The organism is Pseudomonas sp. FW215-R2, assembly GCF_058789255.1.
This window is the reverse complement of the sequence record NZ_JBYTBO010000002.1, coordinates 289,638-304,120: the sequence shown is the minus strand read 5'-3', so window position 1 is coordinate 304,120 and position 14,483 is coordinate 289,638. Positions and strand designations below refer to the sequence as shown.

Below are 14,483 nucleotides of genomic sequence, written 5' to 3'. Positions count from 1 at the left end.
GCTACGCTGATGGGCAGGCCTTAAGGAAATCGGACAATGGAAACGTTAACTGCCCTGAAAACGGCGCACATGGTCGCCACCGTGGTTCTGCTGGCGAGTGCGCTGGGACTGGGCGTCTGGGTTTTACTGGCCCGGCGCAAAGGTGATGCGACGGCGGGCAGCCGCACGTTGCAGCGGCCACGGGTGTTTGTCTGGCTGCTGATGGGCCTGGCGCTGCTGAGCATGCCGTTTACGGGTTGGTGGATGGTGCATCTGGTGGGCTGGCCGTTGTGGCAGACGTGGATTCTGGCCTCCAGCGTGCTGTACACCGTGGCGGCGCTGGCGTGGTTCTGGCTGCTGGTGCGCTTGAACCGCTTGCGCAAGGCGCCGGGCGGCGTCGGCCGGTTCAGCTTTGCCCTGGCGCTGTTCAGTTTTGTCTGCTTTGTCGCGATTGCCGGGTTGATGGGCGCCAAGCCGGTTTAAGGCCCGGCACCCGATCTCGAGATCAATCGCGCAGCGAGATGACCGACCAGCCGCGTTTCTCGGCTTCGGCCCGCAGATTCGGGTCCGGATCAACAGCGACCGGGTTCACCACCTGCTCCAGCAGCGGCAAGTCGTTCATCGAGTCGCTGTAGAAATAGCTGTCTTGCAGCGAATGCCCGGTCTCTTCCAGCCAGCGGTTCAGGCGCGTCACCTTGCCTTCACGGAAGCACGGCACGTCGGTGCTGCGACCGGTGTAGCGACCGTCCTGCATCTCGCACTCGGTGGCGATCAGGGTTTCAACGCCCAGGCGCTCGGCAATCGGTGCGGTGACGAAGCGGTTGGTGGCGGTGATGATCACCAGTTTGTCGCCGGCGTCGCGGTGCTTTTTCAGCAGCTCGACCGCTTTTGGCAACATCAGCGGCTCGATGCAGTCACGCATGAAGTCGCTGTGCCATTGCTCGAGCACGGCCATGTCGGTGCGGCCGAGAATTTCCAGGCAGAAGTTCAGGTACGCGGCGTTATCCAGTTTGCCCGCCAGGTAGTCCTGATAGAACTCGTCGTTGCGTGCCTTGTAAGCGATCGGGTCGAGGAAGCCGCGTTCACACAGATAATCGCCCCAGGCGTGATCGCTGTCGCCGCCCAGAAGGGTGTTGTCCAAATCGAATAAAGCCAGGCGCATTGCAGTTACCCGCTGAAAAGTCAGTAAAAAGGCCACAAGAATACGGTCTTTTCACAAGAGTGCACATAAGGTAGGAAGCTTCATTGCTGCCTTCACAATCTTTGTGGAACAATGCGGCGACATGCGTTTGCGAGGTTGTTGCCGTGATCGACCCCGATGGTTTCCGTCCTAATGTCGGGATCATTCTGACGAATGACGCCGGACAGGTGCTATGGGCTCGCCGTATCAATCAAGATGCCTGGCAGTTTCCGCAAGGAGGGATCAATCCCGAGGAGACGCCGGAAGACGCCTTGTACCGCGAGTTGAACGAAGAAGTGGGCCTGGAACGCGAGGATGTTGAAATTCTCGCCTGTACCCGGGGCTGGTTGCGCTATCGTTTGCCGCAACGTCTGGTGCGAACCCACAGCCAACCGCTGTGCATCGGCCAGAAACAGAAGTGGTTTCTCCTGCGCCTGATCTCCAACGAGCAGCGGGTGCGGATGGATTTGACCGGTAAACCGGAGTTCGATGGCTGGCGCTGGGTCAGCTATTGGTATCCGTTGGGCCAGGTGGTGACATTCAAGCGCGAGGTGTATCGCCGCGCTCTCAAAGAGCTTGCCCCGCGCCTTTTAGCGCGCGACTGACGACGGAGTTCGACCCCGAGCCATGCTCAATACGCTGCGCAAGATCGTCCAGGAAGTTAACTCCGCCAAGGATCTCAAGGCGGCGTTGGGGATTATTGTATTGCGCGTCAAAGAGGCCATGGGCAGCCAGGTCTGCTCGGTCTACCTGCTTGATCCCGAGACCAACCGCTTCGTCCTGATGGCCACCGAGGGCTTGAACAAGCGCTCGATCGGCAAGGTCAGCATGGCACCCAACGAAGGTCTGGTCGGCCTGGTCGGCACGCGTGAAGAACCCCTGAACCTCGAAAACGCCGCGGATCACCCGCGCTACCGCTACTTCGCCGAAACCGGCGAGGAGCGTTACGCCTCGTTCCTCGGGGCGCCGATCATTCACCACCGCCGCGTCGTCGGCGTGTTGGTCATCCAGCAGAAAGAACGTCGCCAGTTCGATGAAGGTGAAGAAGCCTTCCTCGTGACCATGAGCGCGCAGCTCGCTGGCGTAATCGCTCACGCCGAGGCCACCGGTTCGATCCGAGGTCTGGGCCGTCAGGGCAAGGGCATCCAGGAAGCCAAGTTCGTCGGTGTGCCGGGTTCGCCTGGCGCAGCGGTCGGTACGGCGGTGGTCATGTTGCCGCCGGCGGATCTGGACGTGGTGCCGGACAAGCACATCGACGACATCGATGCCGAGCTGGAGCTGTTCAAGACCGCCATCGAAGGCGTGCGCGCCGACATGCGTGCCTTGTCGGCCAAACTGGCGACCCAGTTGCGTCCGGAAGAGCGCGCGCTGTTCGACGTCTACCTGATGATGCTCGACGATGCCTCGCTGGGCAGCGAAATCACCACCGTGATCAAGACCGGCCAGTGGGCCCAGGGCGCGTTGCGTCAGGTGGTCACCGATCACGTCAACCGTTTCGAATTGATGGACGATGAATACCTGCGTGAGCGGGCGTCGGACGTCAAGGACCTGGGCCGTCGCCTGCTCGCCTACTTGCAGGAAGAGCGTCAGCAGAACCTGGTCTACCCGGAAAAAACCATTCTGGTCAGCGAAGAACTGACGCCGGCAATGCTCGGCGAGGTGCCGGAAGGCACGCTGGTCGGTCTGGTCTCGGTACTCGGTTCGGGCAACTCCCACGTCGCAATCCTGGCCCGGGCCATGGGCATCCCGACGGTCATGGGTCTGGTCGACCTGCCGTATGCCAAGGTCGACGGCATCGACATGATCGTCGATGGCACCAAGGGCGATGTCTACACCAACCCCAGCGAAGTGTTGCGCAAGCAATTCGCCGACGTGGTGGAAGAAGAGAAGCAACTGGCGCTGGGCCTCGATACCCTGCGCGACCTGCCGTGCGTGACCCTCGATGGCCACCGCATGCCGCTGTGGGTCAACACCGGCCTGCTGGCGGACGTGGCGCGGGCGCAGAAACGTGGCGCCGAAGGCGTCGGTCTGTACCGCACCGAAGTGCCGTTCATGATCAACCAGCGTTTCCCGAGCGAGAAGGAACAACTGGCGATCTACCGCGAGCAGCTCGCCGCGTTCCACCCGCAACCGGTGACCATGCGCAGCCTGGACATCGGCGGCGACAAGTCGCTGTCGTACTTCCCGATCAAGGAAGACAACCCGTTCCTCGGCTGGCGCGGGATTCGCGTCACCCTCGACCACCCGGAAATCTTCCTGGTGCAGACCCGCGCGATGCTCAAGGCCAGCGAAGGCCTGAACAACCTGCGGATCCTGCTGCCGATGATCTCCGGCATCCACGAGCTCGAAGAGGCGCTGCACCTGATTCACCGTGCCTGGGGCGAAGTGCGCGACGAAGGCACCGACGTGCCGATGCCGCCGGTGGGCGTGATGATTGAAATTCCTGCGGCGGTCTACCAGACCAAGGAACTGGCGCGGATGGTGGACTTCCTGTCGGTCGGCTCCAACGACCTGACCCAGTACCTGCTGGCCGTGGACCGCAACAACCCACGGGTGGCCGATCTCTACGACTACCTGCACCCGGCGGTGCTGCAAGCCCTGCAAACCGTGGTGCGCGACGCCCATGCCGAAGGCAAGCCGGTGAGCATCTGCGGCGAGATGGCCGGTGACCCGGCGGCCGCGGTGCTGTTGATGGCGATGGGTTTCGACAGCCTGTCGATGAACGCCACCAACCTGCCGAAGGTGAAGTGGATGCTGCGTCAGATCAACCTGAGCAAGGCCAGGGATCTGCTGGCGGAATTGATGACCATCGACAACCCGCAAGTTATCCACAGCTCGCTGCAGTTGGCGCTGAAGAACCTCGGATTGGCGAAGATGGTCAGTCCAGCGGCGGCCAAACCTCTCTGAGCACAGGATCGCAGCCTTCGGGCTGCGATCTTCAGAGGTTGATTTCCACTTCCCCCAAGTGCCCGCCATACGGCCCGAAACTGCGCTCCACCATCCGCCGCGTCCCGTCGGCCTGCACAATCAGCGCCGTACTCGCTCGGGTTCCATAGCTCTGGCTGGCAATAAACACACTCGACAGCAACGACTCGGTCGCCAGGCCCACGCCGGTGTCCGGCAGTTCGGCAAACGGCGCCGTCTGCGCATCGCCCAGCAGCGCGAGCAACTGCTCGGGTTGTGGATCATCCAGCACCGCATTCAATGCAGCCTTGGCCTTGAGCAGTTTCGGCCACGGCGTATCCAGCCCGGCGTTTGAAAGCCCGTAGAGGCCCGGCTGCAACATCACCGGTTCCGAAGACCGGGCGTTGAAATGCCACAGTTCATGAGCATTGCCCAGCAGCAGATTGAACCCGGCATACTCCGGCGAACGGGCGACAACGTCGGACAAATAGTCATCGATCGACAGGTTTCCGGTCAGAAACCCCGCCACCAACTCGCCCCGAGAACGTCGGGCCGGTGGCTGATGCGGATCGCGGATGTTGGTCAGTGCGGCAAAACGTCCATCGGCGCCGAGGCCGAGCCAGGTGCCTCCGGCCTCCAGATCCCGTCCGGCATGGACGTGCGGCGCTTCCGGCCACTGGGCCAGCGGCAGGCTGGGCCGGGCGTAGAACTCGTCACGGTTGGCCGCGACGATCAGCGGCTGGGCATGCCCCGGCCGCCAGGCGAAAACGATCAGGCACATAAGGTGGTCCTTGTGTGTTTTCTGCCCACTCTACGCAGACATCGTCCGTGCATCCATCGCCAGTGGAGCCGAAGGCCATGCATCCGTTACCATGCCGCTCCGGTTTTGGGGATGCGCCTTGGAGGCAGCATGGAATTTCTGCTCTATCTGGCGCTGGGTGCCTGTGCAGGCGTGCTGGCCGGGCTGTTCGGGGTTGGCGGCGGGATCATCATCGTTCCGGTGCTGGTGTTCAGTTTCACCTTGCAGGGCTTCGATCCGTCGATCCTGACCCACCTGGCCGTCGGCACGTCGCTGGCGACGATCATCTTCACCTCGGTCAACGCCGTGCGTGAACATCATCGACGTGGGGCGGTGCGTTGGCCGATCTTCAAGTGGATGACCGTCGGGATTCTGCTCGGCGCCGGTTTCGGGGCGCTGACGGCCGAAGCGATCTCCGGGCCCAATCTGCAGAAAATCATCGGTGTATTTGCCCTGGTGATCGCCGCGCAGCTGGCGCTGGACGTCAAACCCAAGGCCAGCCGAACGGTGCCCGGCAAGCTCGGTCTGACCATGGCCGGCAGTGTGATCGGCTGGGCGTCGGCGATTTTCGGGATTGGCGGTGGCTCGCTGACCGTGCCGTTCCTGACCTGGCGCAGCGTGCCGATGCAGCAGGCGGTGGCGACATCGTCGGCCTGTGGCCTGCCGATTGCCGTGGCAAGTGCAATAAGTTTCATGATTCTGGGCTGGCATGATCCGTTGCTGCCGGCCCATAGTCTCGGGTTTGTGTATCTGCCGGCGCTGCTGGGCATTGCGTTGACCAGCATGGTGTTCGCCCGTCTCGGCGCGCGGCTGGCGCACAAGTTGTCGCCGAAGTTGCTGAAACGGCTGTTCGCCGCTTTGCTGTTCTGCGTGGGGCTGAGCTTTTTGTTCTGAGCAGGCCACAATCCTGGCTTAATCCTGAGGTGGCAGCGTCGCCCGGGAATTTTGAAGATTTGAACTCTAACGAGGAGTCGCAATGCTGCCTTACCCGCAGATCGACCCGGTGGCCCTGGCCATCGGTCCGCTGAAAATCCATTGGTACGGCCTGATGTATCTGGTCGGCATTGGCGGTGCGTGGTTGCTGGCGTCGCGCCGGCTCAACCGTTTCGACCCGACCTGGACCAAGGAGAAACTCTCCGATCTGGTGTTCTGGCTGTCGATGGGCGTGATTGTCGGCGGGCGACTGGGCTATGTGCTGTTCTACGATCTGAGCGCCTACATCGCCAACCCGACGCTGATTTTCGAGGTGTGGAAGGGCGGCATGTCGTTCCACGGCGGCTTCATCGGCGTGATGCTGGCGGCGTTGTGGTTCGGCAAGCGTAACGGCAAGTCGTTCTTCCAGTTGATGGACTTCGTCGCGCCGATGGTGCCGATCGGTCTGGGCGCCGGGCGTATCGGCAACTTCATCAACGCCGAGCTGTGGGGCAAGGCCACCGACGTGCCGTGGGCCATGGTGTTCCCGCCATTCAGCGACCCGGCGCAACTGCCGCGTCACCCGTCGCAGCTGTATCAGTTCGCGCTCGAAGGCGTGGCATTGTTCCTGATCCTCTGGCTGTTCTCGCGCAAGCCGCGTCCAACCATGGCGGTCTCGGGCATGTTCGCGCTGTTCTATGGCATCTTCCGTTTCATCGTCGAATTCGTCCGCGTTCCGGACGCGCAACTGGGCTACCTCGCCTGGAACTGGCTGACCATGGGTCAGGTACTGTGTGTACCGATGATCATCGGCGGGCTGTTCCTGATCTGGCTGGCCTACCGTCGTGCCCCGGCGGCACCGGTTGCACCGACGGCTTAAATATTCGAACCCCGGCGCGGTTGGCCGGGGCTCAAGGACACAGGTAACTCATGAAGCAATATCTCGATCTGGTGTCGCACGTCATCAACAACGGCACCAAACAGGCCAACCGTACCGGCGTGAACACCATCAGCTTTCCGGGCGCGATGCTGCGCTTCGATCTGCAGGAAGGTTTCCCGGCGATCACCACCCGCAAGATGGCCTTCAAATCGGCCATCGGCGAGATGTGCGGCTTTCTGCGTGGCGTGAACAACGCCGCCGAATTCCGTGCGCTGGGCTGCAAGGTCTGGGATCAGAACGCCAACGAAAACGCCCAGTGGCTGGCCAACCCGTTCCGCCAGGGCGAAGACGACCTCGGCGAAATCTACGGCGTCCAATGGCGCAAATGGCCGGCGTACAAGCAGATCCCGCTGAGCAACACCGCCGCCATTGAACAAACGTTGAGCAATGGCTACAAGCAGATTGCCCAGGGCGAAGAAGACGGCCAGGCCTACGTGGTGCTGTACAAAGCCATCGATCAGGTGCGCCAGTGCGTCGACACGATCATCAAGGACCCGGGCAGCCGCCGCATCCTGTTCCACGGCTGGAACTGCGCCCAGCTCGATGAAATGGCTTTGCCGCCGTGCCATCTGCTGTACCAGTTCCACCCGAATGTCGAGACCAAAGAGATTTCTCTGACCCTCTACATCCGCTCCAACGACCTGGGTCTGGGCACACCGTTCAACCTCACCGAAGGCGCTGCACTGCTGAGCCTGATCGGTCGCCTGACCGGTTATACGCCGCGCTGGTTCACCTATTTCATCGGCGACGCCCACGTCTACGAGAACCACCTCGACATGCTCAACGAACAGCTCAAGCGCGAGCCGTTCGCCATGCCGAAGCTGAAGATTTCGGATCGTGTGCCGGAGTTTGCCAAGACCGGCGTTTATCAGCCGGAATGGCTGGAGCTGGTGGAGCCTAGCGACTTCTCGCTGGAAGGCTACGAGCACCATGCGCCGATGACCGCGCCGATGGCGGTCTGAAGCACGAGTGACTAAACACTGAGGGAGCCAAATGGCTCCCTCAGTCGTTTCTGGTGTTCTTAATGGCCGTGACTGCGGCCCACATGCGAATGCTCGACCTCCGCTGCCACAACTCCGCCACTCACTTCCAGCCGTTGCAGGATCCCGCACTGATCCGCTTCCGGCCCTTCGCCACAACGCTGGCGCAGGTCGAGCAATTGCGTCTGCAGCGCCAACAACCCATCGATTCGCGCCTTGACGTGCTGGATGTGCTCGTCGATCAGCGCATTCACGCTTTCGCACTGATCCTGCGGGCTGTCGCGCAAGGCGAGCAGGCTGCGGATCTCTTCGAGGGTCATGTCGAGGGTGCGGCAGTTGCGGATGAACGTCAGGCGCTCGGCGTGGGCCTGGGTGTAGACGCGGTAGTTGCCGTCACTGCGGGCCGGCTCCGGCAGCAGGTTTTCGCGCTCGTAGTAGCGGATGGTTTCCACGGCGCAATCGGTCTGTTTCGCCAGTTCTCCGATCTTCATGACAGCGATCTCCAAAAGGGTGCTTGACCCTATAGTGGCTACAGGGTCTTTACTTGGCAACAGGCACCTTCATGGACGCGACCAATGAGCGATTCCCAGCACACCCACCCTCACACCCACAAACCGGGCGACGGGCACGATCACAGTCATAAATTGCAGCCTGTGCATAAGCATTCCCACGGCGGCGATTCCTGCTGTTCATCGAAAGCCGCTGCGCCGGCGCTGGTACAACTGAGCGAGGCGAAAAGCGCCGACGCCCGGCTGAGCAGTTTCCGCATCGAGGCGATGGACTGCCCGACCGAGCAGAGGCTGATCCAGAACAAGCTCGGCAAACTCGCCGGGATCCAGCAGCTGGAATTCAACCTGATCAACCGCGTGCTCGGCGTGACCCACAATCTGCCGGACACCGCGCCGATCATCGACGCGATCAAATCCCTCGGCATGCAGGCCGAGCCGCTCGAGGCGGGCGTTGATTCCCCGGCCGCCGCCCCGGTGAAAAAACACTGGTGGCCGCTGGCGCTGTCCGGCGTCGGGGCGCTCGCTGCCGAAGTGATCCACTTCACCAGCGCCGCGCCGACCTGGGTGGTGGCGATCATCGCGCTGATCTCGATCCTCAGCGGCGGCCTCACCACCTACAAGAAGGGTTGGATCGCCCTGAAGAACCGCAACCTCAACATCAACGCCCTGATGAGCATCGCCGTGACCGGCGCCGTGTTGATCGGCCAATGGCCGGAAGCGGCGATGGTGATGTTCCTGTTCACCGTGGCCGAGCTGATCGAAGCGCGCTCGCTGGATCGCGCACGCAACGCCATCAGCGGTTTGATGCAGATGACACCGGAGCAGGCGACTGTGTTGCAGGCTGACGGCAACTGGATCGAACTGGATGTGAAAAGCATCGATCTCGGCGCCCGTGTGCGGGTAAAACCCGGCGAGCGCATCGCGCTGGACGGTGAAGTCGTGAGCGGCAGTTCGACTATCGATCAGGCGCCGATCACCGGTGAAAGCCTGCCGGTGGAAAAAAACGTTGGCGACAAAGTCTTTGCGGGCACCATCAACCAGGCCGGTTCGCTGGAGTATGCGGTGACGGCAGCGGCGAACAATTCCACCTTGGCGCGAATCATCCACGCCGTGGAACAGGCGCAAGGCGCGCGGGCGCCCACCCAGCGCTTTGTCGATCAGTTCTCGAAAATCTACACCCCGGTGGTCTTCGTCCTGGCCCTGGCCGTGGCGATCATCCCGCCGCTGTTCATGGGCGCCGTGTGGTTCGACTGGATCTACCGCGCGCTGGTGCTGTTGGTGGTTGCGTGCCCGTGCGCACTGGTGATTTCCACCCCGGTGACCATCGTCAGCGGCCTCGCCGCAGCGGCGCGCAAAGGCATTCTGGTCAAGGGCGGCGTGTACCTGGAGGGCGGTTTCAAACTCGACTATCTGGCCCTCGACAAGACCGGCACCATCACCCACGGCAAACCGGTGCAGACCGACTACCTGTCCCTCGATCCGACCGCCGACGCCACGGCGCCGGCGATTGCCGCCGCGCTGGCCGGGCGTTCCGATCACCCGGTGTCGCTGGCTATCGCCAATGCCGCTGTGGATAAAGGTTTCGCCACGCTGGTTGTGGATAACTTCGAAGCGCTGGCCGGGCGTGGTGTGAAGGGTGAGGTCAACGGCCAGGCCTACCACCTGGGCAACCATCGTTTGGTGGAAGAACTGGGCCTTTGCTCGCTGCAACTGGAAGAAAAACTGTTCGCGCTGGAAAAACAGGGCAAGTCCGTGGTGCTGCTGCTCGACCGTTCCGGCCCGCTGGCATTGTTTGCCGTGGCCGACACAGTCAAGGAAACCAGCCGCGAAGCGATTCGCCAGCTGCACGATCTGGGCGTGAAAACCCTGATGCTCACCGGCGACAACGTCCACACCGCGCAGGCCATTGCGGCGCAGGTCGGGATCGATCAGGCCAAGGGCGACTTGTTGCCGACTGACAAACTGCAAGCCATCGAAGACCTTTACGCGCAGGGCCGTCGGGTCGGCATGGTCGGCGACGGCATCAACGATGCGCCGGCACTGGCTCGGGCGGAGATCGGTTTTGCGATGGCGGCGGCTGGCACCGATACGGCGATTGAAACCGCCGATGTCGCCCTGATGGACGACGATCTGCGCAAGATTCCGGCCTTCATCAGCTTGTCCCGCAACACGGCCAGCATCCTGAAACAGAACATTGCGTTGGCATTGGTGATCAAGGCTATCTTTCTTGGGGTAACCTTCGCCGGGCTCGCCACCATGTGGATGGCGGTGTTTGCCGACATGGGCGTGAGCCTGCTGGTGGTGTTCAACGGTTTGCGCCTGTTGCGCAAATAGAGGAAGAGGGGCGGTTGTGCTGAGTGCCGAGCTGAAAGCGTTTTACATGGTGGCCCGCCTGGGCAGCATCACGCTGGCGGCGAAAAAGCTCGGCCTCAGCCAACCGACCGTGACCACCCAGATCCGTAATCTGGAAAGTCAGTACTCGGTGGAGCTGTTCTACCGTGGCGGCCGGCGCCTGAGTGTCAGCGATGAAGGTGCGCGGCTGTTGCCGATGGTCAAGGCGCTGTTGCAGCAGGAGGCCGATATCGAGTTCTTCCTGCGTAACAGTGGTCAGGTTCAGGGCACCCTGCGCATCGCCGCCACCGCGCCGTATTACATCCTCGATCTGGTGAAGACCTTCCGCGAACGGCTGCCGCAGGTGGAAGTGTCGGTGGAAATCGGCAACTCGCAGCAAGTGCTCGAAGCGCTGGAGGATTACCGGGTGGATGTCGCGGCATCGTCGCAATTGCTCGACGATGCGCGGCTGATCCGCCGGGTGCTTGGAAGCGATCCGCTGGTGCTGGCGGTGCATCGTAATCATCCGCTGGCGGCGCATGACCATGTGACGCTGAGCGCGCTGGCCGGGCATACCCTGTTGATGCGTGAGCCGGGCTCGACCACCCGTCGCCTGACCGAAGAATTGCTGGCCGGTGCCGGGGTCAGTTTCGGCCCGTTGCTGGAGATCGGCAGCCGTGAATCGATCCGCGAAGCGGTGCTGCGCAACATCGGCATCAGCATCATCGCCCGCCAGGAAGTGCCGCATGATCCGCAGTTGCGGGTGCTGACCCTGGAGAATGCGCCGCAGATCCCCGAATACCTCTACTGCCTCAAGGAACGCAAGAACGCCCGGTTGCCGGCGGCGTTTCTCGGGCTGGCGCAGGAAATGTCCCCGGCCTGATCGTAATGATCGTTCCCACGCTCTGCGTGGGAATGCCTCATTGGACGCTCTGCGTCCGCTCTTGGGACGCGGAGCGTGCCGGGCTGCATTCCCACGCAGAGCGTGGGAACGATCCGCGGCGAACCCAAATCCCTGAATACCACTATCGGTCGATTTTGCCTTACTGCCATATGACCGACGCATTACAACTCTAGGATTTGCCTCATCTGCTTGATGAGGTCTGTCCATGAACCCTGCAATCGCAACTGCCCTGACCAACCCCGGCGCCCCGATGAAAGTGCGCGGCGTGCAGAAGCGCTTCGGCGCCTTCACCGCGCTGGATAACGTCTCCCTCGATGTCGCGGCCGGTGAGCTGGTGTGCCTGCTCGGCCCGTCGGGCTGTGGCAAGACCACGCTGTTGCGCTGCATCGCCGGTCTGGAGAAGCAGGACAGCGGCGAGTTGTACCTCGGCGAGCGCGACGTTTCCCACCTCGCCCCGCAGGCCCGGGACTACGGCATCCTGTTCCAGTCCTACGCGCTGTTCCCCAATCTGACCGTCGAAGCGAACATTGCCTACGGCCTCGCCGGCAGCGGCCGTGATGAAGTGCGCCGTCGCGTCGGTCAGATGCTGGAACTGGTCGGCCTCACCGGCAGTGAGAAAAAGTACCCGGGCCAGTTGTCCGGCGGCCAGCAGCAACGTGTGGCACTGGCCCGGGCTCTGGCACCGGCGCCGTCGCTGCTGTTGCTCGACGAACCGATGTCGGCCCTCGACGCCCGGGTTCGCGAGCATCTGTGCACCGAGTTGCGCCAACTGCAACGCAACCTCGGCATCACCACCCTGATGGTTACTCACAATCAGGACGAAGCCATGCTGATGGCCGACCGCATCGCCGTGATGAACAACGGTAAAGTCGAGCAGTACGCCACCCCGCAGGAAATCTACAACCGCCCGGCCACGCCATTCGTGGCCGAGTTCGTCGGCCAGGGCAACTGGCTGCCGTTCCAGCGCAGCAGCGACAGCCACGCCAAGGTCGGCGGGATGAACCTGCGCCTGGCCGACGGCAGCGTCCATAGTCCGTCGGGCCGACTGTTCTGCCGTCCGGAAGCGATCAACGTCAATCCGCTGGTGCACGAAGAAAACCTGTTCCCGGCCAAGGTCCGCGAGATCACTTTCCTCGGCAACCGCTGCCGCATGAGCTTCGAGCTCGATCAATTGCCCGGCCACGCCTTGCTCGCCGAACTGGCACCGGAAGCCATGCCGCGCCTCGGCGCCCAGCAAATCATGGTCGCCTTGCCGCCACGCAGCCTGCAGGTGTTTGCCTGATGAACAGCAACCTCGCACTGCCGCTACCGCAAAAGCAGGCGCGGCAGGTGTCCGGGGCCGAGGTCGGCGACCGGATCTTCGTCCTCGGCGGCAAACTCCTGCTGCTGGTGCTGCTCGGTGTGGCGGTGCTGTTGCCGTTGCTGGCGATCTTCTGGCGCGGTTTCAGCAGCGAAGCCGGGCAGGGTGGTGGCTGGCTGGCGGCGAAGGAACTGGTGACCAGCGACAATTTTCACTGGTTGCTCGGTAACAGCCTGAAGGTTTCCCTCAGCGTCGCGGCCATCGTCGTACCGCTGGCCTACCTGTTTGCCTACGCCTTGCAACGCACGTTGATTCCCGCCAAAGGCATCTGGCGCGGGATTTCGCTGCTGCCGCTGATGGCGCCGTCGATGTTGCCGGGGATTGCCCTGGTCTATCTGTTCGGCAATCAGGGCATGTTGCGCGGGCTGCTGTCGGACAACATCTACGGTTTCTGGGGGATTGTTCTGGGTGAGGTGATCTACACCTTCCCACACGCCTTGATGATTTTGCTGTCAGCCCTGTCGCTGGCGGATGCGCGACTGTTCGACGCCGCGTCGAGCATGGGCGCGAGCCCGGCGAAAGCCTTTCGTAGCATCACCTGGCCGGCGACTCGCCAGGCTGTGTTCGCCGCGTTCTGTCTGGTGTTCACCCTGACCATCACTGATTTCGGTGTGCCGGTGGTGGTCGGTGGCGACTATCAGGTGCTGGCGCTGGAAGCCTACAAAGCGGTGGTCGGCCAACAGCAATTCGGTCGCGGCGCATTGATCGGCATGGTTCTGCTGCTGCCGGCGCTGTTCAGCTTTGGCGTCGATGCCTGGCTGCGTCGGCGTCACGGCGACTCCATGAGCGGCCGCGCCCAGGTGTTCAAACCGGCGCCGTCGAAGAAGCGCGACGCCTGTTATCTGGCCATCGTCCTGTTGATCAGTGCGGCGTTGCTACTGGTGTTCGGCATGGCGGTGTTCTCGTCGCTGGTGAAGTTCTGGCCGTACAACCTGTCGCTGTCACTCAACCACTATCAGTTCAACGAGACCGCCGGCGGTGGCTGGCTGGCCTACGGCAACAGTTTGAAAATGGCGCTGGGCACGGCGTTGATCGGCAGCGTACTGATCTTCACCGGCGCCTACCTGATGGAAAAGACCCGCAGCCAGCGCGGGCTGAATCTGACCTTGCGCATGCTCAGTTTCGTACCGATGGCGGTGCCGGGGCTGGTGCTGGGGTTGGGTTACGTCTTCTTCTTCAACCTCACCGGCAACCCGCTGCACGTGCTGTACGGGACCATGACCCTGCTGATCGTCTGCACCATTGCTCACTATTTGACCACCGCGCAGATGACCGCCACCACCGCGCTGCGCCAGCTCGATGCCGAGTTCGAAGCCGCCGCGCTGTCGCTCAAGGCGCTGCTGTACCGGCATTACCTGAAGGTCACCGTGCCGATCTGCCTGCCGGCGCTGCTGGACATCGTGCGCTACCTGTTCGTCTCGGCCATGACCACTGTGTCGGCGGCGATCTTCCTCTACAGCCCCGACACCATTCTCGCGGCGGTGGCGGTGCTGAACATGGATGACGCCGGCAACGTCGGCGGCGCGGCAGCGATGTCGACCCTGATTCTGTTCACCTCGGCGGGCGTGTCCTTGCTGCTGGCGTGGGCTTCGCGCGGCTTGCTGCGCCGTTCCCAGGCCTGGCGGCAAACGGCGCCCGGTCACTGATTCACGACTTATCCCTATCGCCTCAACTCACCTACAGGA

Annotated in this window: 13 protein-coding genes; 10 read left to right on the top strand and 3 right to left on the bottom strand. The window is 62.5% G+C overall.

Features of this window, described 5'->3' with window-relative positions; genetic code table 11:
- Nucleotides 1-36: 36 nt before the first annotated feature.
- Nucleotides 37-462, top strand: a complete 426-nt coding sequence (locus AC3WRD_RS03910; protein ID WP_102619663.1) for a DUF2269 domain-containing protein — start codon at nucleotides 37-39, stop codon at nucleotides 460-462.
- 22 nt (nucleotides 463-484) lie between these two features.
- On the opposite strand, the gene AC3WRD_RS03905 is transcribed toward AC3WRD_RS03910, so the two are convergent.
- Nucleotides 485-1,141, bottom strand: a complete 657-nt coding sequence (locus AC3WRD_RS03905) for a histidinol-phosphatase (RefSeq protein WP_096817495.1) — start codon at nucleotides 1,139-1,141, stop codon at nucleotides 485-487.
- Nucleotides 1,142-1,284: 143 nt separating this feature from the next.
- Here AC3WRD_RS03905 and AC3WRD_RS03900 point away from each other — a divergent pair, with 143 nt between their 5' ends.
- Together AC3WRD_RS03900 and ptsP are read left to right on the top strand one after the other, a co-directional pair.
- Nucleotides 1,285-1,764, top strand: a complete 480-nt coding sequence (locus AC3WRD_RS03900; protein WP_003229203.1) for an RNA pyrophosphohydrolase — start codon at nucleotides 1,285-1,287, stop codon at nucleotides 1,762-1,764.
- A gap of 22 nt (nucleotides 1,765-1,786) precedes the next feature.
- On the top strand, nucleotides 1,787-4,066 hold the full coding sequence (gene ptsP / locus AC3WRD_RS03895) for a phosphoenolpyruvate--protein phosphotransferase (RefSeq protein WP_096817498.1): 2,280 nt from the start codon (nucleotides 1,787-1,789) through the stop codon (nucleotides 4,064-4,066).
- Nucleotides 4,067-4,097: 31 nt separating this feature from the next.
- On the opposite strand, the gene AC3WRD_RS03890 is transcribed toward ptsP, so the two are convergent.
- The gene (locus AC3WRD_RS03890) at nucleotides 4,098-4,844 is read right to left on the bottom strand and encodes an NRDE family protein (protein ID WP_102619664.1); all 747 of its coding nucleotides are present in this window, start codon (nucleotides 4,842-4,844) and stop codon (nucleotides 4,098-4,100) included.
- A 129-nt stretch (nucleotides 4,845-4,973) separates the two neighbouring features.
- Between AC3WRD_RS03890 and AC3WRD_RS03885 the strand changes: the two genes are divergently transcribed.
- The 3 genes from AC3WRD_RS03885 (at nucleotide 4,974) to AC3WRD_RS03875 (ending at nucleotide 7,676) form a co-directional block, all read left to right on the top strand.
- The gene (locus AC3WRD_RS03885; protein ID WP_096817504.1) at nucleotides 4,974-5,756 is read left to right on the top strand and encodes a sulfite exporter TauE/SafE family protein; all 783 of its coding nucleotides are present in this window, start codon (nucleotides 4,974-4,976) and stop codon (nucleotides 5,754-5,756) included.
- An 82-nt stretch (nucleotides 5,757-5,838) separates the two neighbouring features.
- Nucleotides 5,839-6,654, top strand: coding sequence for a prolipoprotein diacylglyceryl transferase (gene lgt / locus AC3WRD_RS03880; RefSeq protein WP_096817506.1), 816 nt, complete (start codon nucleotides 5,839-5,841; stop codon nucleotides 6,652-6,654).
- Between the two features lie 50 nt (nucleotides 6,655-6,704).
- Nucleotides 6,705-7,676, top strand: coding sequence for a thymidylate synthase (locus AC3WRD_RS03875; RefSeq protein ID WP_011336420.1), 972 nt, complete (start codon nucleotides 6,705-6,707; stop codon nucleotides 7,674-7,676).
- A gap of 59 nt (nucleotides 7,677-7,735) precedes the next feature.
- Here the strand turns inward: AC3WRD_RS03875 and cadR are convergent, their stop codons facing one another.
- Complete coding sequence (gene cadR, locus AC3WRD_RS03870; RefSeq protein WP_007953454.1) at nucleotides 7,736-8,185, bottom strand: Cd(II)/Pb(II)-responsive transcriptional regulator; 450 nt, start codon at nucleotides 8,183-8,185, stop codon at nucleotides 7,736-7,738.
- An 84-nt stretch (nucleotides 8,186-8,269) separates the two neighbouring features.
- Between cadR and AC3WRD_RS03865 the strand changes: the two genes are divergently transcribed.
- The 4 genes from AC3WRD_RS03865 to AC3WRD_RS03850 all read left to right on the top strand — a co-directional run bounded on the left by AC3WRD_RS03865 (nucleotide 8,270) and on the right by AC3WRD_RS03850 (nucleotide 14,444).
- The gene (locus AC3WRD_RS03865; protein WP_102619665.1) at nucleotides 8,270-10,537 is read left to right on the top strand and encodes a heavy metal translocating P-type ATPase; all 2,268 of its coding nucleotides are present in this window, start codon (nucleotides 8,270-8,272) and stop codon (nucleotides 10,535-10,537) included.
- Nucleotides 10,538-10,553: 16 nt separating this feature from the next.
- Nucleotides 10,554-11,417, top strand: coding sequence for a LysR family transcriptional regulator (locus AC3WRD_RS03860; protein WP_102619666.1), 864 nt, complete (start codon nucleotides 10,554-10,556; stop codon nucleotides 11,415-11,417).
- Between the two features lie 226 nt (nucleotides 11,418-11,643).
- Nucleotides 11,644-12,720, top strand: coding sequence for a putative 2-aminoethylphosphonate ABC transporter ATP-binding protein (locus tag AC3WRD_RS03855; protein WP_007953451.1), 1,077 nt, complete (start codon nucleotides 11,644-11,646; stop codon nucleotides 12,718-12,720).
- Nucleotides 12,720-14,444, top strand: a complete 1,725-nt coding sequence (locus AC3WRD_RS03850; RefSeq protein WP_102619668.1) for a putative 2-aminoethylphosphonate ABC transporter permease subunit — start codon at nucleotides 12,720-12,722, stop codon at nucleotides 14,442-14,444. Before AC3WRD_RS03855 ends, AC3WRD_RS03850 begins: the two co-directional genes overlap by 1 nt.
- Nucleotides 14,445-14,483: the final 39 nt, after the last annotated feature.

What these genes read in the sequence shown, in the direction of transcription:
- AC3WRD_RS03910 (WP_102619663.1), top strand. Translation starts at nt 37, where the DNA reads ATGGAAACGTTAACTGCCCTGAAAACGGCGCACATGGTCGCCACCGTG.
- AC3WRD_RS03905 (WP_096817495.1), bottom strand. Translation starts at nt 1,141, where the DNA reads ATGCGCCTGGCTTTATTCGATTTGGACAACACCCTTCTGGGCGGCGAC.
- ptsP (WP_096817498.1), top strand. Translation starts at nt 1,787, where the DNA reads ATGCTCAATACGCTGCGCAAGATCGTCCAGGAAGTTAACTCCGCCAAG.
- AC3WRD_RS03890 (WP_102619664.1), bottom strand. Translation starts at nt 4,844, where the DNA reads ATGTGCCTGATCGTTTTCGCCTGGCGGCCGGGGCATGCCCAGCCGCTG.
- AC3WRD_RS03885 (WP_096817504.1), top strand. Translation starts at nt 4,974, where the DNA reads ATGGAATTTCTGCTCTATCTGGCGCTGGGTGCCTGTGCAGGCGTGCTG.
- lgt (WP_096817506.1), top strand. Translation starts at nt 5,839, where the DNA reads ATGCTGCCTTACCCGCAGATCGACCCGGTGGCCCTGGCCATCGGTCCG.
- AC3WRD_RS03875 (WP_011336420.1), top strand. Translation starts at nt 6,705, where the DNA reads ATGAAGCAATATCTCGATCTGGTGTCGCACGTCATCAACAACGGCACC.
- cadR (WP_007953454.1), bottom strand. Translation starts at nt 8,185, where the DNA reads ATGAAGATCGGAGAACTGGCGAAACAGACCGATTGCGCCGTGGAAACC.
- AC3WRD_RS03865 (WP_102619665.1), top strand. Translation starts at nt 8,270, where the DNA reads ATGAGCGATTCCCAGCACACCCACCCTCACACCCACAAACCGGGCGAC.
- AC3WRD_RS03855 (WP_007953451.1), top strand. Translation starts at nt 11,644, where the DNA reads ATGAACCCTGCAATCGCAACTGCCCTGACCAACCCCGGCGCCCCGATG.
- AC3WRD_RS03850 (WP_102619668.1), top strand. Translation starts at nt 12,720, where the DNA reads ATGAACAGCAACCTCGCACTGCCGCTACCGCAAAAGCAGGCGCGGCAG.